Genomic DNA, 19,535 nt, shown 5'->3' on the forward strand with positions numbered 1-19,535 from the left:
CCAATCTTTTATAGGCCGGTGGTATCGATCGTCAGGCGAGGGATGGTCAATGCGGTCAGCGAGTCGCCAAAGTTTGATTGCGCTTTGGTCCGGTAACTGGCGCCGGCAGGCTTTGCCATCTGATGGACAGTCTTTCCGGTGACGTCGAATACCCAATCTTCGGGAATACCACCCTTGGCGTAAAGCCGCTGTTTGCGACCGAGATCGAGCTGCACGGTCGTATCGGCGATCTCGACGACGAGTGTCACACTCGCTCCGGGAACCGGGCCATCCCCGTAGGCATCCGACGTCAAGATGATGTCCGGGCGGGGGAGGTCGTGATCCGATACGGCAACCGACCCTTCGATGCCGACGAACAGCGTCGACCCTATCGCTTCGAGGGCCCGGCGGAGGCGATAGGCGCACTCGCTCTTGGCCATCATGTGCGGACGATATTCCGCGTTCACGTAGATCAGCTCCCCCCCGATGAGCTCGACCCGGCCATAATCATCGAAGGCCCCGCGCCGATATAAGAGATCGACGTCGGCTATACGAAGCGGCACGCGCTTACGTACCGGAGGAGGCGCCGCGAGCTGTCCCATCGACCCCGAATATAGAGCATCCTAAGCGCGGCCGCTACCGCACCCGCTTGACGAAGATCCGCCCGTCCTCGCGGCGTTCGGTCTGGAAATTGGGCACCGCCTGGATCAGGTCGGACAGGCGCTGGTAGCCGTAATTGCGCGCATCGAAGCTCGACCGGTTGCCGGCGAGCTGGCCCATCGCCGACAGGCTGACATAGCCCTTCTCGTCGCGCTTCACGGACTGATAGGCGTCGATCAGCAGGGCGATCAGCTCGGGGTCGATCGGCTTCTTCGCCTTGGGCGCGGCGATCGACGGCGGCAGCGATTCGCCGATCGGCACGTCGACGCTCGCCGGCTTGGCGGGGGTGGCGGTCGCCTCGGCCTTGGCGTCGCTGACCAGTGCGTTGACGTCGATGAAGCGGGTGCACGCCTGTTTGAACGCCTCGGGCGTCTTGGCGTTGCCGAAGCCGTAGACGGGGATGCCGTCCTGGCGGATGCGCATCGCCAGCGGCATGAAGTCGCTGTCCGACGACATGATGCCGAAGCCGCCGATGCGACCGCGGAACAGCAGGTCCATCGCGTCGATCGTCATCTTCATGTCGGTGGCGTTCTTGCCCTTGGTCAGGTCGAACTGCTGCTGCGGCTCGATGCCGTGCTTGACCGTCATGTCGCGCCAGCCCTTCAGCGCGGGCTTGGACCAATTGCCGTAGACGCGGCGGATGTTGACCGTGCCGAGCTCGGCGAGGACGGTCAGCACCGGGTCGATCGCATGCCAGGAGGCATTGTCGGCATCGATCAGCAGGGCGATGTTGCGGGTGTTGTCGTCAGCCATCCGCCCGGCCTAACAGAGGCTTGGCGCCCTCGCCAGTCGCGCGCGCAGCGGCCGCCGTCCGGTGCGTGGCGTTGCTCCGTCACGGATAGGCGATGGCGACGACCTCATATTCCTTCTCGCCCGCCGGCAGCAGCACGCGGCGCAGGTCGCCGACCGTTGCGCCGCGCAGGGCGCGTGCGATCGGCGCGTTCCAGCCGACGCGGCCGGCACCGGCCTCCGCCTCGTCGTCACCGACCAGGGTGAGGACGCGTTCCTTGTCCTCCTCATCGGCGATCGTCACCGTCGCGCCGAACCAGACGCGGCTGCGATCCTCGGCGCGGGCCGGATCGACGACCTTCGCCGCCTTCATCCGCTTCGCCAGCCAGCCGAGCCGGCGGTCGATCTCGCGCAACCGCTTGCGGCCGTAGATATAGTCGCCATTCTCCGACCGGTCGCCATTGCCCGCCGCCCAGGCGATCGTCTCGACCAGCGCCGGCCGTTCGCTGCCGAACAATCGGTCATATTCGGCGCGCAGCACCGCATAGCCCGCCGGGGTGATGTAATTCGGCCGTTGCTCCATCCCGCTCAGCCCGGACGGCCCTTGCCGAGATACCAGCTGGCATTGGCCGGCCCGCGGCTCTTCGCGCGCGCCGGGTTGATGAGATCGTAGACCACCGCATTCTCGATGACGCGCTGCACGTAATTGCGCGTCTCCTGATAGGGGATCGCTTCGATCCAATCGACCATGTCGACCGCGCCGGTGCGCGGGTCGCCATTGGCGCGCAGCCATTTGTTCACGTTGCCGCCGCCCGCGTTATAGGCGGCAATGGCCAGCGGATAGCTGCCATAGATATTGAAGATCCGCTGGAAATAGCTCGACCCCAGCATGATCGACAGATTGGGGTCGGTGGTCAGCGCGGCGGGGTCGTAGGCGATGCCGATCTTGCCCGATTGTTCGCGCGCGGTGGCGGGCATCAGCTGCATCAGTCCGCGCGCGCCGGCATGGCTGACCGCGGTCTTGTCGAACTGACTCTCCTGCCGCGCGATGGCGTGGATCAGCGTCCAATTGTCCTCGTAGCCCGCCGGCACCGCGACGGTCGGGAAGCCGGTCGCCGAATAATCGGTGAGGCCGTTCTGCATCGCACTGCGCCCGACCAGCACGCCAAGATCGGGGCGACCGATCTGGGTGGCGAGCTCGGCGGCGAGCAGGTGGTCACTGGCACTGGTCGCGTCGGCGGCGATCTGACGGATGAAGGCGGTCTGGTCCTGCCACTGGCCGATCTGGCCGAGGAACCGCGCGGCGCGCACCGTCTCACGATTGGCGAAGGCCTGCCGGACCTCGGGCGCGATCGCCGGCGTGCCGATCGCGGGCGGCGCAACCAGCGGCTTGCCGGTGCGCTCGAGCGCGAGCTGCCCGTAGAATTGGTCGCGATAGGCGCCGGCCTCGGCAAAATAGGCGGTCGCCTCCGCGCTCTTGCCGGCAGCCTCGGCGGCGCGGCCGGCCCAGTAGAAGCCCTTGGCGCGCGTCTGCGGCGCCTGGCTGCCGCGGCCATAGCGTTCGAACATCACCATCGCATCCGCCGGGCGGCGCAGCTGCTTCATCGCGGTCTGCCCGGCGAGCCAGACGAGGCTCGTATAATCGTCGCGCTCGCCATAGGGCTTGGCCGAGACGTCGGTGCCGGCGGGATAGGCATCGTCGACCTGCCGCGCGATGTCATAGGCGAGCTGGTACTGGCCATCCGCCGCCGCGGCGCGGGCGTTGGTCAGCAGCACCTCATACCAGGGTTCGACCGCCCCCGGCTGGGACGTGAGCGCGCGCGTCCGGGCCAGCCAGGCGCGCGCGGTCGGCGAGGCGCCCGAGTTGCGCAGCCACACCGCACGATCGGCGATATAGCCGGGATCGCTGGCGAACTGATCCTGCGTCCGCATCGCCAGATCGGCGGCGTTGGCGGCATTGGAGCGGAAGGCGAGCCGCGCCTCGAACACCGGGCGGCGCGCGGCGCTGGTATAGGCGATCTGCCGGGCGGCGACGCCGGTCGCATTCTGCCACAGCAGCGCGTCCATCCGCGCGTCGTGATCGTCCGGGGTCAGCGCGCCGGCGAAGCTCGACAGGATCGTCGCCTCGTCGGTGGCGGACAGGCTGCCCTTGCGCCACGCTGCGCGCGCCGCAATCTGCGCCTCGCTGCCGCGGCCGACCGCCTGCAAGGCGCGCGCCTGCGCGACGAGGCCGGTCGCCGACTGCGGCGGGAAGCGGGTGAAGAAAGCGATGACGCTGGTCGGCGAGGCGTTGACCGCCTGGCGCTCGGCGGCGCGGCGGTTGGCGGTCTGGCTCGGCCAGCCGGGATGCGCCATCAGGAAGCCGGCATAGCTGTCGAACGGCAGCGCGTCGGTCTGCTGGATCGTCTTCCACTGCGCGATGGCTGCGGCGATCGCGCCGTCGGCGGGGGTACGCGGCGCCTGCGGCGACATGTTCGCCATCTGCGTGCGATAGCGTTCGAGCGCGTCGCTGGTCGGGCTGCCGGTGGTCGGATTGCCGGTCGCCGGCTGCTGTTGTACGGGCGCGCCGGTCACCCCGGCGAAAGCGGCAAGAAGGATCGTAAGCGGCAGATTGGCTGGGTGCATGTGGACATCATAGGGCGCGGACCCGTATCTGTCCTGAACGAAAACCCCGGTCCGCCGCATCAGGAGCCCGAAAAGTCCCATGTTCTCTGGTTCCATCCCTGCGCTGGTGACGCCCTTCGCCGCCGACGGCACGTTCGACGAAGCAGCTTACCGTAGTCTTATAGAGTGGCAGATCGGCGACGGGTCGGCGGCGCTGGTGCCGTGCGGCACCACCGGCGAGGCCGCGACGCTGACCGCCGACGAGCATTTCGCCATCGTCGCGATCTGCGTCGATCAGGCGGCCGGCCGGGTGCCGGTGATCGCCGGTGCCGGATCGAACGACACGCAGGTCGCCGCCGCCAATGTCGTGCGCGCACGTGAAGCGGGTGCCGATGCGGCGCTGATGGTGCCGCCCTATTACAACCGGCCGAGTCAGGAGGGGATCTTCCAGCATTTCGCGCGGCTCGCCGAACAGGCGACGCTGCCGATCGTGCTCTACAACGTCCCCGGCCGCACCGTCACCGATATCCAGCCGGCGACGCTGATCCGGCTGGTTACCCGCTTTCCGGAGGTGTTCGTCGCGGTCAAGGATGCGAGTGGCGCGATCGCCCGCGTCTCCGCGCACCGCGCCGGTTGCGGCCCCGATTTCGTCCAGCTCTCCGGCAACGACGATATGGCGCTGGCGTTCAACGCGATGGGGGGCACAGGCTGCATCTCCGTCACCGCCAATGTCGCGCCGCGGCTGTGCGCCGACTTCCAGGCGGCGTGCCAGCGGGGTGATTATGCCGCGGCCCTCGCCTTGCAGGATCGGCTCTATCCACTGCACGACGCGCTGTTCATGGACGCGTCGCCGGGCCCGGTCAAATATGCGATGACGCGGGTGCGGCCGGGCTTCCCCGATGGCCTGCGCCTGCCGATGACCTGGCCGTCGGAGGCGTCGCGCGCCGCGGTCGATGCGGCGCTGGCGCATGCCGGGCTGGTCGGCTGAGGGCAGGGGCGCGCGCAATCGTCGCGCGCCCGCTTCCCCTTGCCGCTAACTGCTCCTACATCGCGCGATAATGTCGCGTCCCAAACCCGCCACCTTCGACAAGAAGAAGATCGTCGCCGAGAACCGCAAGGCGCGGTTCGAATATAGTATCGACACCGTCTACGAGGCGGGGATCGCGCTCACCGGAACCGAGGTGAAGAGCCTGCGCTTCGGCGAGGGCAGCATCGCCGAAAGCTATGCCGAGGTGCGCGACGGATCGGTCTGGCTGGTCAACGCCAACGTGCCCGAGTTCAGCCACGGCAACCGTTTCAACCATGAAGCGAAACGGCCGCGCAAATTGCTGCTCCACGAACGCGAGATCAACAAGCTGCACGGCGCGGTCGCGCGCGAGGGGATGACGCTCGTGCCGCTGAGCGTCTATTTCAACGGCCGCGGGCGCGCCAAGGTCGAACTCGCGCTCGCCAAGGGGCGCAAGGATCACGACAAGCGCGCCGCGATCAAGGAGCGCGAATGGAAGCGCGAAGCCGGGCGCATCATGCGCGACCGCGGCTAGGGGCAGACGCGCGGTCCATGCTGCACAAGAGCGTCGCCTGGTGTCGTCGCAACATGCCGACGCGCGAATCGATGGAATCCAACCGTATGCTCCGCCCGGTCGCGCATCGCGTGATGGAGCCCGGCCTATGGCGGTTCAACCGGCGCTCGGTGCCGCGCGGCGTCGCGCTCGGCATGGTCGCGGGGTTCCTTTTTCCGGTCGCCCAGATCGCCATCGCCGCGCTGTTCGCGCTGCCGTTCCGCGCCAATGTGCCGGTCGCCGCGCTGACCACCTTCATCACCAATCCGCTGACCACGCCGTTCCTCTGGTTCCTCGCCTATCGGATCGGCGCGTGGCTGCTGCACAGCGATGCGCCGGTGATCGCCCAGCCGGTGGCGGAGGCGACCGACTGGCTGCATCGCCTGACCGGCGCGCTCGGCTGGCTGTGGGACAAGGGGCCGGCGTTCGCGCTCGGCCTGGTCGTGCTGACCACGGCGTGCGCGCTGCTCGGCTATGCGCTGTCGGCGCTCGGCTGGCGGCTGTGGATCGCCCGCAAATGGCGGCACCGTCCTGCGGCGAACCGCATTTGACGAGACCGATCAAGCCTTTACAAGATCGCCGCATAACACAGCAAGGTTGGGGGATTATCGATGCGTAAACAGCTACTTGCGGCGCTGCTGCTGGCGTCGGCAACGACCGGCGCGGTCTATGCGCAGACGGGCGCCGGCACCGCCGTGGCGCCGGCGACGGGCAAGCCGAAGCTCGGCGACTTCGGCGTCGACCTTACCGCGATGGATCGCGCGGTCGCGCCGGGCGACGATTTCTACAATTATGTCAACGGCGCGTGGATGGCCCGGACCGAGATCCCGGCCGACCGTTCGAGCTGGGGCGGCTTCGCGATCCTGCGCGACCTGTCGGACCAGCGCACCCGCGCGGTGATCGAGGGCGCGGCGGCCTCGCCGGGCAGCGATCCGGTGTCGACCAAGATCGGCGACACCTATGCGACCTTCATGGACGCCGCGGCGATCGAATCGGCCGGCGCCGCGCCGCTCAAGCCCTATCTCGCCAAGATCGCGGCGATCCAGAGCCAGAGCGACCTCGCCAAGGCGTTCGGCGAGGCGACGATGCACGGCATCGACGTGCCGATCGGCGCGGGCGTGCAGCAGGACCTCAAGGATAATACCGTCTATGCGGTCTATCTCGGCCAGGGCGGTCTCGGCCTGCCGGACAAGGACTATTACCTCAAGGACGACGCCAAATTCGCCGAGGCGCGCACCAAATACGTCACCTATATCGCCGATATGCTGCGCATGGCCGGCCAGCCCGATCCGCAAGGGTCGGCGCAGCGCATCTACGATCTCGAAAAGCAGATCGCGACCGTCCACTGGGATCGCGCCGAGCTGCGCCAGGTCGAGAAGGGCTATAACCCCGCACAGGTCGCGACGCTGGCGCAGACCATGCCCGGCTTCGACTGGCAGGCGATGCTCGCCGCGCAGGGACTCGGCGCGCAGACCCGCGTCATCGTCGGCCAGCCGTCGGCGCTGACCGGCATCGCCAAGATCGTCGCGGCGACGCCGATCCCGGTGTGGCGCGAATATATGGCGTTCCACACCATTTCGAACGCCGCGCCGTTGCTGTCGTCGAACTTCGTCAACACGCAATTCGCCTTCTACGGCACGACGCTCAACGGCACGCCGCAGCTCAAGGAGCGGTGGAAGCGCGGCGTCGATCTCGTCAACGGCAGCCTCGGCGAGGCGGTCGGCCAGATCTACGTCCAGAAATATTTCCCGCCCGACGCCAAGGCCAAGGCCGACGCGCTCGTCCACAATCTGATCGTCGCGATGGACGCGCGGCTCGCCAAGCTCGAATGGATGGCGCCGGAGACCAAGGTCAAGGCGCGCGCCAAGCTCGCCGCCTTCACGCCGAAGATCGGCTATCCGGACAAATTCCGCGACTATACCGCGCTGCGCGTCGTCAAGGGGGACGTGCTGGGCAATGCCGATCGCGTCGCCGAATTCGAATATAACCGCCAGCTCAACAAGATCGGCAAGCCGGTCGACCGCAGCGAATGGTTCATGACGCCGCAGACGGTCAATGCCTATGCCAATCCGCTGATGAACGAGGTGGTCTTCCCGGCCGCGATCCTCCAGCCGCCGTTTTTCGATCCCAACGCCGATCCGGCGGTGAACTATGGCGCGATCGGCGCGGTGATCGGGCATGAGCTCAGCCACCATTTCGACGATCAGGGCCGCAAGTTCGACCCCAAGGGCAATTTCGCCGATTGGTGGACGCCCGCCGACGTCCAGCGCTTCACCGCGCTGACCGACAAGGTCGTCGCGCAATATGGCGCCTACGAGCCGATCCCCGGCAGCCACGTCAACGGCAAGCTGACGCTCGGCGAGAATATGGCCGACCTCGCCGGCATCAACGTCGCCTATGACGCCTACAAGCTGTCGCTCAAGGGGAAGAAGGCGCCGGTGATCGACGGCTTCACCGGCGACCAGCGCTTCTTCATGGGCTTCGGTCAGGTCTGGCAGACCAAGGCGCGCGAGGCGTCGATCAAGAACCAGCTGACCACCGATCCGCATACGCCGGGCCAGTGGCGCGCCTATGTCGTCCGCAATCTCGACGCCTGGTATCCCGCCTTCGCGGTCAAGCCGGGGCAGAAATATTATCTCGCCCCCGCCGACCGTATCAAGATCTGGTAATCACGCCGCCTTCCGCCGCCCGCTCGATTGCCCGAGCGGGCGGCGTTTTCTTTCGGGAGCTTGCATGAAGTCCTTCCTCCTCGCCGGTCTGCTCGGCGCCACCGCGATCGCCGGCATCGTCCACGCCCAGTCGACGCCGCCGGCCGCGACGCCCGCCGCCGGCAAGCCCGAACTCGGCAGCTTCGGCTTCGACACCGCCGGCATGGACCGCAGCGTCGCGCCGGGTGACGATTTCTACGGCTATGCCAACGGCAATTGGGCGAAGACCACCGCCATCCCCGCCGACAAATCGAGCTTCGGCGCGTTCGACGTCCTCGCCGATCGCTCACGCGACCGCACCCGCGGAATCCTCGAGACGGCGGCCAAGACGCGCGGCTCGAAGATCGGCACCGCCTATGCCACCTATCTCGACACCGCGACGATCGAGAAGAAGGGGCTCGCCCCGATCAAGCCGTGGCTGGCCGAGATCAAGGCGACGACCAAGGCCAGTTACCCGACGCTGGTCGCCAAGGCGGCGCGGCAGGGGGTCGGCACGCCGTTCGGCACCGGCGTCGGCCAGGATGCGAAGAACCCGGAAGTCTATATCGTCGGCGTGCGTCAGGCCGGGCTCGGCCTGCCCGACCGCGATTACTATCTCGATGCCAAGAACGCCAAGGAGAAGGCGGCCTACGAGGCGCATATCGCCAAGATGTTCACGCTCGCCGGCGAACCCGATGCCGCGGCGCGCGCCAGGGCGATCGTCGATTTCGAGACGCAGATCGCGCAGGTCAGCTGGACGCGGATCGACAGCCGCGACGCCAACAAGACGTATAACAAGACCAGCCTCGCCGACCTGACCCGCAGCGCCCCAGGTTTCGACTTCGTCACCTATCTCAAGGCGCTCGGGACGCCGGTCGACAGCCTCAATGTCAGCCAGCCGTCCGCCGTCACCGGTATCGCCCGGCTGATCGCCGCGGCGCCGATCGCGGTGTTGCAGGACCAGATGCTGATCCGCAGCCTCGACGATTATGCCGACGTGCTCCCCGCCGCCTTCGATGCCGAGCAATTCGCCTTCTACGGCACCGTCCTGTCGGGCACGCCGCAGCAGGAGGATCGCTGGAAGCGTGCGGTCGGCTTCACCAGCAGCGCGCTGTCCGACGAGGTCAGCAAGGTCTATGTCGCGCAATATTTCCCGCCCGCGACCAAGGCCGCGGCCGACCAGCTCGTCAAGAACGTGCTGTCGGCGATGGGCACGCGCATCGACAAGCTCGACTGGATGGCGCCGGAAACCAAGGTCAAGGCGCATGCCAAGCTCGCCGCCTTCACGCCCAAGATCGGCTATCCCGACCGCTGGCGCGATTACGGTGCGCTGCGCATCGTCGCCGGCGACGCCTTCGGCAACGAACGGCGCGCCGCGGAATGGCGTTACAATTACAACATCGGCCATCTCGGCAAGCCGCTGCAGCGCTGGGAATGGGGCATGACGCCGATGACGGTCAACGCCTACGCCAATTTCGGCATGGTCGAGATCGTCTTCCCGGCGGCGATCCTGCAACCGCCGTTCTTCGATCCCGCCGCCGACCCGGCGATCAACTACGGCGGCATCGGCGCGGTGATCGGCCACGAACTCAGCCATCATTTCGACGATCAGGGCTCGAAATATGACGCGCACGGCCAGCTCACCGATTGGTGGACGCCGCAGGACGTCGAGCGGTTCAAGGCGCTCACCGCGCAGCTCGTCGCGCAATATGACGCCTATGAGCCGCTGCCCGGCATGCACGTCAAGGGCGCGCTGACGCTGGGCGAGAATACCGCCGATCTCGCCGGCCTGTCGGTGGCCTATGACGCCTATAAGAAGTCGCTGGGCGGTCGCGAGGCGCCGGTGATCGACGGGATGACCGGCGACCAGCGTTTCTACCTCGGCTGGGCGCAGGTGTGGCGGCGCAACTATCGCGAGGCCAATCTCAAGCAACGGCTGATGACCGATCCGCACAGCCCGTCGCAGCAGCGCACCTGGGTCGTCCGCAACCTCGATCCCTGGTATGCGGCCTATCAGCCGGCGCCGGGTGGAAAACTCGTGCTGACGCCGCAGCAGCGCGTCCGCATCTGGTGACCGCATCGCCTCCTTCCCCGCCCGTCGCGGGGAAGGAAGCGATCAACACCAAGTGCTTGACCTAAGCCATCCGATCCCGCGATGACGGCGGGACGATGGCATCGTCCCCGATCCCCGAGAATCCCGCCCGCACCGCCGCGCTGATCGCCGGCGTCATCACCATCGCCGCCGCCGCGCTGATCCTCAGCGTCGTCGGCAGCCTCGTTGCCGCGGCGGGATTTTTCGCGGTCGGGATCATCGCGGTCGGCGTCGTCTTCGCCTGGCGGCTGCTCGGCCCGCGCCATGCCGGCGAGTCGCGCGCGATCGACTGGGAGTTCACCCGCGCGGTGGCGCAGGCGAGCAGCGACGCGGTGGCGATCACCGATCGGGCCGGGCGGCTGGTCTGCGCCAATGATGCCTATGAGGCCTTGTTCGCCGGCTTCCCGACCCCGCCCGGCCTGCCGCTCGATCAGGAGGGCGTCGCGCTGCTCGGGAATGCCGGGCGGATCGCATGGCGCGAGGGCAATGGCGTCGTCCGCAACCTGCAGGTCGGCCTGCAGCGCGTCTGCGCGCGGATCACCCGCGCCGGGGACGAGGGCGACATGCTCGTCTGGCGCTTTTCGGTGATCGAGGAGCAGGACGTCGCCGCCTCGACCGAGGCGCTGATCGCCGGGGCCACCGGCGACAGGCTCGGCGGGGCCGGCGTGATGGCGGCGCTGATCAGCCCCGACGGCCGGGTGCGCGCCGCCAATCGCGTGCTGGCGCAACGCGCGCTCGGCAGCGGCGGGCAGGTCGAGGGGCGCGATTTCGCCCGGCTGCTGATCACCGACAGCCGCGGCCTCGTCCGCTTCGAGCGCGAGGGGCTCGACGGCACGCCGCTGCGCGTCGTCCAGATCCCCTTCCTCGATGCCGAGGATGCGCCGGTGCTCGTCGCCCTGCTCGACGACGAGGATAGCGCACCGGCGATCGGCGCCTCCGCCTCGGCGCATGTGCGCAGCCTCGTCAGCCTGATGCCGTTCGGCATGGCTCTGGTCGATCGTGAGGGCAAGTTCCTCCAGATGAACGACGCCTTCATCCGCGCCGCGGGAGTCGAGGCGCGCACGCCGCCGCTCTATCCCGGCGATCTGGTGGTGCGCGAGGACAAGGCCGCGGTCGCCGATGCGATCCGTCGCTTCGCCGGCGGTGCGACGCATTCCTCCGACATGGCGGTGCGGCTCAAGAGCCATCCCGAGGAGCCGGTCGCGCTGACCATCGCCGGCGCGCGCGGGCTCGGCGATGCCGCGGTGCTGCTCAGCCTCAAGGACAATAGCGAGGAGAGCCGGCTCAAGCGCGAGGTGGCGCAGGCGACCAAGATGCAGGCGGTCGGCCAGCTCGCAGGCGGCGTCGCGCATGATTTCAACAATATCCTCACCGCGATCATCGGCCATTGCGACCTGATGATGATGCGCCATTCGCCCGGCGACAGCGATTACGACGATATCCAGCAGATCCGCACCAATTCGAACCGCGCCGCCAGCCTGACGCGGCAGCTGCTCGCCTTCAGCCGCCAGCAGACGCTGCGTCCGCAGACGCTGCAACTGCCCGACGTCGTCGCCGAGGTCTCCAATCTGCTCAAGCGGCTGATGGGCGAGCAGATCCGACTCGACGTCACGCACGGCCGCAATCTCGGTGCGGTGCGCGCCGATCCGGGGCAGCTCGAACAGGTGGTGGTCAATCTCGCGGTCAATGCGCGCGACGCGATGCTGGCGCACAATCCCGGCGGCGGCGGTACGCTGACCATCCAGACCAAGTCGGTCACCGCCGCGGAGGTGCGCGCGATGGCGTCCGACATCCTGCCCGTCGCCGATTATACCGCATTGGTGGTGAGCGACGAGGGCGGCGGCATCCCGCCCGAGGTACTACCCAAGATCTTCGAACCCTTCTTCACCACCAAGGAGGTCGGCAAGGGGACAGGGCTCGGCCTGTCGACCGTCTATGGCATCGTCAAACAGTCGGGTGGCTGGATCTTCGCCGACTCGAAGCCGGGGCAGGGGGCGACCTTCACCATGTATCTGCCCGTCCACGCCGCCGGCACCGTCACCCGCGTCGCCGCGACGCGGCCGAACGCCAAGCCGGTCGAGATGTGGGGCACCGGCACGATCCTGCTCGTCGAGGACGAGGATATGGTGCGCGCCGTCGCCGAACGCGCGCTGACCCGCCAGGGCTATACGGTGATGACCGCGGAGAATGGCGAGGCGGCGCTCGAGCTGCTCGACCGCAACGGCCGGCCCGATCTGCTGATCAGCGACGTCGTCATGCCGACGATGGACGGGCCGACGATGGTCCGTCAGGCGCGCGATCGCTATCCCGACCTGCCGATCATCTTCATGTCGGGCTATGCCGAGGAGCAGCTGCGCCGCTCGATCGACCTAGACAACGTCGCCTTCCTGCCCAAACCGTTCAGCGTGCAGCAGCTCGCCGAGGCCGCGCGCGACGTGCTCATCGCCCGATAGCAAAAGGGCGGGGTTTCCCCCGCCCTCCCGGCTTACTTGTCGAAGATCGCGCCCCAGCGGTGGACCGGACGGTCCTTCCACAGACCGCGGTGATAGGCGTCCGACGCGAGCAGCGGCATCACCGAACCCGCCTCGGCGAAGACCATCTGTTCGATGCCGGTGTTGACCTTGCCCCAGCTCGCCGCTTCCTGCAGCGTCGAGGAGGAGCACGCACCGTCACGCACGTCGGCGACGGTGATCTGCACCGCATACTTGTGCACCTGGACGTCGTCGTGGCCGAGGATCTCGGCGCAGACGACGGTATCCTGGATGAAGTTCTTCGGCACGCCGCCGCCGATCATCAGCAGGCCGGTGGTGCCCGCCTGGATCTTGATCTCGGTCAGCTCGCGGAAGTCGGCGACCGCGTCGATCATCAGATAGGGACGCCCCGCCTTGGCGGCGTCGACCTGATGCTTGACGAGGCCGAAGCCCGCCGACGAATCGACGAATGCCGGGCAGAAGATCGGCACGTCATGCTCATAGGCGAGCTTGACGAGGCTGTTGTCCTTCTTGCCGTGCTCGACGAGATATTTGCCCATCTCGCGGATGAAGGCGCGGCTCGAATAGGCCTTGGGCTCGAGCGACTCGGCGATCTCGAAGATCGTGTGGTCGACGTTCTGGAGCGCTTCCTCGTCGATATAGGTGTCGTAGATGCGGTCGATGTAGAGCGAGCGCAGCGTGTCGTCGTCGGGGATTTCCAGCGCCTGATAATGTTTGTGGCCGAGGCCTTCGAAGAAATCCATGTCGACGATGGTCGCGCCGGTCGCGACGATGCCGTCGACCATGTTGTTGCGGACCAGCTCGGCATAGAGGTCCATGCAGCCGCCCGCCGAGGTCGAACCGGCGATGACCAGGAAGATCGAGCAATCCTTGTCGGCCAGCATCTGGTTGTAGATGTTGGTCGCGCGGCCGAGGTCGCGGCTGGTGAAGCTCATGTCGGCCATCGCATCGACGATCGGGCGCGCGTCGAAGCTCTTGATGTCGATGTGCTTGACCTGCTTGGACAGCAGCTCCGCCTTGCGGGTGTCGTTGATCGGCGCGTTGGCGCCGGCGGTCTTGGTCAGGGTGTCGGTCATGGTTCGCCTTTGGCTATCCAGCCGTCGTCGTTCAACATTGGGGACGCGGAAACCCAGGGCCGCTCCCCCCGCCGAGGCGAGGGGAGGGAAGACAATCGGTTATAGCGTTGAGGTTACAGCTTTACGACGTTGTTCGTGCGGACGTCCGCGGTTTCGTCGTCGCGATAGACCGAGAGCATCGGCTCGTCGCCGGCCAGCAGCGTGTCACCGGTGCCGAAGCCGTTGAACGCGGTGCGCATCGCCTGGCCATAGGCGCCGAGCATGCCGATCTCGAAATAGTCGCCGGCATTGGTGTCCGCGGGCAGCGGAAACGGGCCGGCCATATAATCGAGATCGTCGCAGGTCGGACCCCAGAAGGCGAAGTCCATGTCGCGCGCGTCCGATTCCGGCTCGCGCAGCAGCTGGACCGGATATTTCCAGCCGATATGCGCCGCATCGAACAGGCTGCCGTAGGCGCCGTCGGTGATGTACAGCTCGTTGCCGCGCCGCCGCTCGACGCGGACGACGACCGAGGCATATTCGGCGCACAGCGACCGGCCCGGCTCCGCCCAGAGTTCGGCCGAATAGCTGATCGGCAGGCTCTCGAACGCACGATGGATCGTCTCGAAGAAGCGCTCCAGCGGCGGCGGGGTCATGCCCGGATAGGCCGAGGGGAAGCCGCCGCCGACGTCGATCACGTCCACCGTCACCGCCGCCTCGACGATGGCGGCGCGGGCGCGCTCCATCGCATTGGCATAAGCGTCGGGCGACATCGTCTGGCTGCCGACGTGGAAGCAGATGCCGAGCGCGTCCGCCACCTGGCGGGTGGCGATCAGCAGGTCCTTGCTCTCACCGGGGCCGACGCCGAACTTCGAGCCAAGGCTGAGCTTGGCATATTCCGACGAGACGCGCAGCCGCACGCAGAGCGTGAGATCGGTCGCGCCCTTGGTCGCCCGGACGATCTTCGCCAGCTCTTCCATGCTGTCGAGCGAGAACGTCTTCACATCGTGGACGAAATAGGCCTCGGCAATCGCCTCTTCCGACTTGACTGGATGCATGAAGCAGCAGGTCGCCGCCGGCAGCGTCGCCTTGACCAGGCGCACTTCCGCGATCGAAGCCGTATCGTAATGCGTGATGCCATTGTCCCAGAGAACCTGCAGCAGATCCGGGCTGGGGTTCGCCTTGACCGCATACATCGAGCGGCCCGGAAACTTCTCGACGAAGAAGCGGGCGGCGCGCGCAGCGGCGTGCGGGCGAACGAGCGTGACCGGATCGACCGGACGGCTCTTGGCGATGTCGATGCCCGTGGTGCCGGTGAGGGGACGGGCGGTCGAGAGGGGCGCTAACCCCAGCGCGCTATGGTGCTTGGCCAATTCAAGGGACCTCCAATTGCCTTTCGGCATACGGTGACAAAAGCTGCCTTGCGGTTGGAAGTCCCATGGGGCAGCGGAAGCGCGATTTATGGTCGTCGGCCCCCCATGTAAAGTGGGTTGGCGCATGAAAGGACGAAAAGTGACGTTTTTGCGACAGCCGACGGCGGCGGGGGTCCGGGACGCCGCGGACAAGGTCGCCCGCATCCTCCCGCCGACCCCCATTTTTCGGCGCGAAATCAACGGCTTGAATGTGACGTTCAAGGCCGAATCGGTGCAGCCGATCGGCGCGTTCAAAATCCGCGGCGCCTGGCATCGACTGACCGCGCTGGACGAGGACTCGCGGCGCCGCGGCGTCGTCGCTTTCTCGTCGGGCAATCATGCGCAGGGGATCGCCTGGGCGGCCCGGCGGCTGGGGATCGCGGCGACGATCGTGATGCCCGCCGACGCGCCCCGCGCCAAGCTGGAGGCGACGCTCGCGCTTGGCGCCGAGGTGGTGCGCTACGATCGTGCCAGCGAAAGCCGCGAGGCGATCGCCGCGCGACTCGCCGAGGCCCGCGGCGCGACCCTGGTGCCGAGTTTCGACGATCCCTGGGTGATCGAGGGGCAGGGCAGCGCCGGCATCGAAGCGGCGGCGCAGATGGCGGCGCTCGGGCTGCCCGCGCCGACTCAGCTGGTGATCCCCTGCGGTGGCGGCGGCCTCGCTGCCGGCGTCACGCTGGCGCTGCGTGACGCCGCGGTTACGGTGGTCGAGCCGGAGGGGTGGGACGACATGCGCCGCAGCCTGGAGGCGGGATGGATCGAGCCCGTCGGCACCAATCCGCCGCCGACCGCCTGCGATGCCTTGCAGACGCAGCGCGTGTCGCCGCTGACCTTCGACGTGCTGGCGCGACGCGGCGCGACCGGCGTCGCGGTCAGCGAGGCGGAGATCGCGGCGGCGCAGCGCTGGGCGGCGGAACAGCTGCGGCTGGTGATCGAGCCGGGCGGCGCGGTCGGACTGGCGGCGGTGCTCGCGGGCAGGGTGACGGGTACATCGCTGCTGGTGATCCTGTCGGGCGGCAACGTCGATATGGCGGCCTATGCGCGGGCGATCGGCTGACCGGTCACAGGGCCGAAGCGTCGAACGGGCGAGGGGGCGCAGCGGCGCCCAGCGAGGCTCGACACGGCAGCCGAGCCGCGGCACCATCCCGCGATGCAAGGTCTTCTTCTCTCGATCGCCAAGGCCGCCCCGGCGATTGCGATGCTCGGCTGCTTCGCCTGCCTGATCGGCGGCGGCGCGCTGCTCGCCCGCGGTGGCGATCGCAAGAAGGCCGTGCTGCTGCTGGTAATGGCAGGGGTGCTGCTCGGCAATGTGGTAATCTGGCAGATGTAAGCCGCGAGTCGGGTCGATGTCAGCGGGTTGCTGATGCCGCCTCCGGAAGAATATCGTCCATCTGAACAATGCTTTCGGCCGACGCCACCAAAATGGACGCTGATAGGCTTTGCCTTGTTGGAAAATGTTGCTGATATGTTCCCGCCGTAACCCAGCGAGGTGACGGCATGCACTTATCGGTTGAGGAACGAAGACGAGCGATTTCGAGATGGTTACGGACGGGGTTTTTGCCCGTTGCGAGATTGGCGGGCGGACTCGAGCTCAAGTTCAATCCCTATCACGATCCACGTAACGGGCGGTTCACGTTCGCGACCGGTATCGGAGCGGGGATCGAAGAGCATTACGGCGGGCAGGGACCGCGGCTTGGCCGGGGCGGCAATAGCCGAGCTTTTGAAGACCCGATGACGGTCGAGCAGGCGTTTCCGGAACTGCATGGTCCACTGTGGAATGGTATCCAAGCCTTGGCGCAATCGACGCTAGATATATTTGGACCGGCGGCAGAGGCCCAAATCAATATTCTGGATAACCGCTCGAAAGAGGTCTTAAAAGAAATAAAGAAATTAGATCCTAATTTTGTTTATCAACAAATTTATTCTCCGCAACCCAGCGTGGAGGCGAGTGCGGCCAGGTTGGATGACCTTATGATGTGGCGGGCAGCGACTTATCTTCGAAAGACAGGCAACATAGAGCCGCTAAAGACAGCGATGATGGTTCGAATGCAAAGAGAGATCGATCAAGCAAAAAGAGAAGGTGACAAGCTGCAAAAAGCCGGCGAACTGAAGTCGCACGGTGTAAATGATCAGATGAGGCTCGGGAATTACGTCGACCGGAGGGTTCGGGGTAACATCAGAGGCGCTTTGAACTGGTATGGCATCAAGGCTGCCGCGCGAGGGCGTGTCAGGATAAATCGAAGACTTTACATCGACGGGCAAGGCCGATCGTATGGTATTCCCGACGTTATGGTAGACGATCTAATTATTGAGGGCAGTCTTCAAAGAAAAACGATGAGCGCTGCTCAGCTTCGCCGATTTGCTAAGGGTTTGCCGAAGCCACGCCATATCGCGGTAATGACGCCGTCCGAAGCTGGCTCCGCCCATACCTATGTCTACAAAATACCTTGAGGAGGTACTCATGAACCCGAGAGAGACGTACGGCGATAGGTTATATATCCCTGAAAATTTAAGCGAAATTCAAGACCTTATTATTGTGATGGCTAACGAAGCGCCTTTCTTTAAGGTAGTTACCTTTTACGGCTATCCTAAAACAATCGATAATGAATTCTTTCGTCTTCGGGAAGGATTGCAAGCAGTCGAGAACAAATTAGGCGCGGCGAGGTATGCTAAAGCAGCAGGTCTGACCGATAGAGCAAAAGCCTTGTTCCTGGCGGACCCGCAATCGGCGACGGGGGACGCTTGTAAAGGCGTCACGGCGCTGATGGAGGTATACGATATCCTCGAAGAAGTGAGGGGAGAGCGATATCATGCCGGCATTCTCGATTTCGAAGGTATTTTGAGCGGCGACTGAGCGTCGTTTTCGGGCAAGCCGCCGGGACCGCGTAATCGTGGTCCCGGCGTCTGCCTCATCCAATCGGCGAATTCGGATCAAGCCGCATGTCGAGATATTTGTCGACCGAGCGCATCAGCTCCGGCGTCTCGTTCTGGAAGAAGTGGTTGGCCTTCGGGATCGTGTCGTGATGGAGGTGATGTGCTTCTACGTGCGCAATTTGTCGACCAGCTTCTGCGTCGCGCCGGGGGTGACGACCTCGTCGGCCTCGCCCTGGATGATGATCCCCGATGAATTTTAGTCGAAAAGTAAACTCAAGGTACCAGCCATCATCGCTTGATGAAATTCAAGATTATCTTTCAACGCTGGTTACCGCCGCGCCATCTTTTGTTTTCAAGGATTGGTGGGCAACGGATCGTACAATCGATAGCGAATTCGCTGTGCTCGGTGAAGCGCTGCAAAATGTCAGGGAAGAGCTAGGAGAGGCGCGGTACGCCAAGGCGGTCGACCTTGCAGCGCGGGCGAAGGCGCTGTTTGTCGATGATCCCGGTGACGATAATGGCAAGACAGTGATTGGCTGCCATCTGCTATGGGATATCGACGATATTATTGAGGAGTCATACAAAGACCAACCTTCCGCGCGCCCGTCAAACGACGAGGGGCAGGTCACCGAAGACTGACGCATTGACCAACGGAAACGGCGACGATGCGGGCTCGCCGTCAACCGGCGAGCCCGCCCACAAATCACCGTATCGGCGAATTCGGATCCAGCCGCATGTCGAGATACTTGTCGACCGAGCGCATCAGCTCCGGCGTCTCGTTCTCGAAGAAGTGATTGGCCTTCGGGATCGTGTCGTGATGGATGGTGATGTGCTTCTGCGTGCGCAGCTTGTCGACCAGCTTCTGCGTCGCGCCGGGGGTGGCGACCTCGTCGGCCTCGCCCTGGATGATGATCCCCGACGACGGGCAGGGGGCGAGGAACGAAAAGTCGAACATGTTGGCGGGCGGCGCGATCGAGATGAAGCCGCGGATCTCCGGCCGGCGCATCAGCAATTGCATGCCGATCCAGGCGCCGAAGCTGACCCCGGCGATCCAGGTGGTCGACGCCTCCGGGTGGAAGCTCTGCACCCAGTCGAGCGCGCTCGCCGCGTCGGACAATTCGCCGATGCCGTTGTCGAACGTGCCCTGGCTCTTGCCGACGCCGCGGAAGTTGAAGCGCAGCGTCGCGAAACCGCGGCGCTGGAAGGTCTTGTACAGCTCCTGGACGATGCGGCTGTTCATCGTGCCGCCCGCCGCCGGGTGCGAATGGAGAATCATCGCCACCGGCGCGCGCGGCCGCGGAGCGGGGGCGAAACGCCCTTCGAGACGGCCTTCGGGGCCGGGGAAAATCACTTCGGGCATGGGTCTCGCCGCTGCTAAGGGGCGCGCTGGGA

18 protein-coding genes and 1 pseudogene are annotated in these 19,535 nt (G+C 65.9%); 11 read left to right on the forward strand and 8 right to left on the reverse strand.

The genetic code is table 11. The features are described 5' to 3' along the window. Window positions 1-8: 8 nt before the first annotated feature. The 4 genes from V8201_RS08420 to V8201_RS08435 all read right to left on the reverse strand — a co-directional run bounded on the left by V8201_RS08420 (window position 9) and on the right by V8201_RS08435 (window position 3,993). Window positions 9-581, reverse strand: a complete 573-nt coding sequence (locus V8201_RS08420) for a Uma2 family endonuclease (RefSeq protein ID WP_336544998.1) — start codon at window positions 579-581, stop codon at window positions 9-11. Between the two features lie 34 nt (window positions 582-615). After that, window positions 616-1,392, reverse strand: a complete 777-nt coding sequence (locus V8201_RS08425; RefSeq protein WP_037536727.1) for an NYN domain-containing protein — start codon at window positions 1,390-1,392, stop codon at window positions 616-618. Between the two features lie 79 nt (window positions 1,393-1,471). Then, the gene (locus V8201_RS08430; RefSeq protein WP_037536720.1) at window positions 1,472-1,951 is read right to left on the reverse strand and encodes a GreA/GreB family elongation factor; all 480 of its coding nucleotides are present in this window, start codon (window positions 1,949-1,951) and stop codon (window positions 1,472-1,474) included. 5 nt (window positions 1,952-1,956) lie between these two features. Next, on the reverse strand, window positions 1,957-3,993 hold the full coding sequence (locus V8201_RS08435; protein WP_336544999.1) for a lytic transglycosylase domain-containing protein: 2,037 nt from the start codon (window positions 3,991-3,993) through the stop codon (window positions 1,957-1,959). 79 nt (window positions 3,994-4,072) lie between these two features. Between V8201_RS08435 and dapA the strand changes: the two genes are divergently transcribed. From dapA to V8201_RS08465, 6 genes are all read left to right on the forward strand, one after another. After that, entirely contained in the window at window positions 4,073-4,960 is an 888-nt protein-coding gene (gene dapA / locus V8201_RS08440; protein ID WP_336545000.1) for a 4-hydroxy-tetrahydrodipicolinate synthase, read from the forward strand. A gap of 70 nt (window positions 4,961-5,030) precedes the next feature. Continuing rightward, on the forward strand, window positions 5,031-5,513 hold the full coding sequence (gene smpB / locus V8201_RS08445) for an SsrA-binding protein SmpB (protein ID WP_037536714.1): 483 nt from the start codon (window positions 5,031-5,033) through the stop codon (window positions 5,511-5,513). Between the two features lie 17 nt (window positions 5,514-5,530). Beyond that, a complete protein-coding gene (locus V8201_RS08450) occupies window positions 5,531-6,082 on the forward strand; it encodes a DUF2062 domain-containing protein (RefSeq protein WP_271300781.1) in 552 nt (183 codons plus the stop codon). Between the two features lie 60 nt (window positions 6,083-6,142). Next, entirely contained in the window at window positions 6,143-8,200 is a 2,058-nt protein-coding gene (locus V8201_RS08455; protein ID WP_336545001.1) for a M13 family metallopeptidase, read from the forward strand. A gap of 64 nt (window positions 8,201-8,264) precedes the next feature. Next, a complete protein-coding gene (locus V8201_RS08460; RefSeq protein WP_336545002.1) occupies window positions 8,265-10,292 on the forward strand; it encodes a M13 family metallopeptidase in 2,028 nt (675 codons plus the stop codon). Between the two features lie 95 nt (window positions 10,293-10,387). Continuing rightward, window positions 10,388-12,763 carry a hybrid sensor histidine kinase/response regulator gene (locus V8201_RS08465; RefSeq protein WP_336545003.1) on the forward strand — a complete coding sequence of 792 codons (2,376 nt, stop codon included), beginning with the start codon at window positions 10,388-10,390 and terminating at the stop codon, window positions 12,761-12,763. A gap of 32 nt (window positions 12,764-12,795) precedes the next feature. Here the strand turns inward: V8201_RS08465 and V8201_RS08470 are convergent, their stop codons facing one another. Next, complete coding sequence (locus V8201_RS08470) at window positions 12,796-13,878, reverse strand: 1,9-bis(guanidino)-5-aza-nonane synthase (protein WP_037536704.1); 1,083 nt, start codon at window positions 13,876-13,878, stop codon at window positions 12,796-12,798. A 113-nt stretch (window positions 13,879-13,991) separates the two neighbouring features. Then, window positions 13,992-15,230, reverse strand: coding sequence for a type III PLP-dependent enzyme domain-containing protein (locus V8201_RS08475; RefSeq protein WP_271300784.1), 1,239 nt, complete (start codon window positions 15,228-15,230; stop codon window positions 13,992-13,994). Between the two features lie 139 nt (window positions 15,231-15,369). Between V8201_RS08475 and V8201_RS08480 the strand changes: the two genes are divergently transcribed. The 4 genes from V8201_RS08480 to V8201_RS08495 all read left to right on the forward strand — a co-directional run bounded on the left by V8201_RS08480 (window position 15,370) and on the right by V8201_RS08495 (window position 18,123). Next, window positions 15,370-16,326 (forward strand): threonine ammonia-lyase, encoded by a 957-nt coding sequence (locus V8201_RS08480; RefSeq protein ID WP_336545004.1) that lies wholly within the window; start codon window positions 15,370-15,372, stop codon window positions 16,324-16,326. A gap of 93 nt (window positions 16,327-16,419) precedes the next feature. Continuing rightward, a complete protein-coding gene (locus tag V8201_RS08485; RefSeq protein WP_037536701.1) occupies window positions 16,420-16,599 on the forward strand; it encodes a hypothetical protein in 180 nt (59 codons plus the stop codon). Between the two features lie 167 nt (window positions 16,600-16,766). Continuing rightward, window positions 16,767-17,720: a hypothetical protein gene (locus V8201_RS08490; protein ID WP_152542423.1), complete on the forward strand. Its 954-nt coding sequence runs from the start codon at window positions 16,767-16,769 to the stop codon at window positions 17,718-17,720. A 10-nt stretch (window positions 17,721-17,730) separates the two neighbouring features. Further along, window positions 17,731-18,123, forward strand: coding sequence for a hypothetical protein (locus V8201_RS08495; protein ID WP_336545005.1), 393 nt, complete (start codon window positions 17,731-17,733; stop codon window positions 18,121-18,123). Window positions 18,124-18,178: 55 nt separating this feature from the next. On the opposite strand, the pseudogene V8201_RS08500 reads toward V8201_RS08495, so the two are convergent. Then, window positions 18,179-18,396, reverse strand: a pseudogene (locus V8201_RS08500) (alpha/beta hydrolase); the annotation flags it as partial. Between V8201_RS08500 and V8201_RS08505 the strand changes: the two are divergent. Continuing rightward, entirely contained in the window at window positions 18,393-18,782 is a 390-nt protein-coding gene (locus V8201_RS08505; protein ID WP_336545006.1) for a hypothetical protein, read from the forward strand. The pseudogene V8201_RS08500 and the gene V8201_RS08505 overlap by 4 nt on opposite strands. A 64-nt stretch (window positions 18,783-18,846) precedes the next feature. Here the strand turns inward: V8201_RS08505 and V8201_RS08510 are convergent, their stop codons facing one another. Beyond that, entirely contained in the window at window positions 18,847-19,503 is a 657-nt protein-coding gene (locus tag V8201_RS08510) for an alpha/beta hydrolase (protein WP_037536697.1), read from the reverse strand. Window positions 19,504-19,535 lie beyond the last annotated feature (32 nt).

It is taken from the genome of Sphingomonas kyungheensis (genome assembly GCF_037120395.1).
Classification (GTDB): domain Bacteria; phylum Pseudomonadota; class Alphaproteobacteria; order Sphingomonadales; family Sphingomonadaceae; genus Sphingomonas; species Sphingomonas kyungheensis.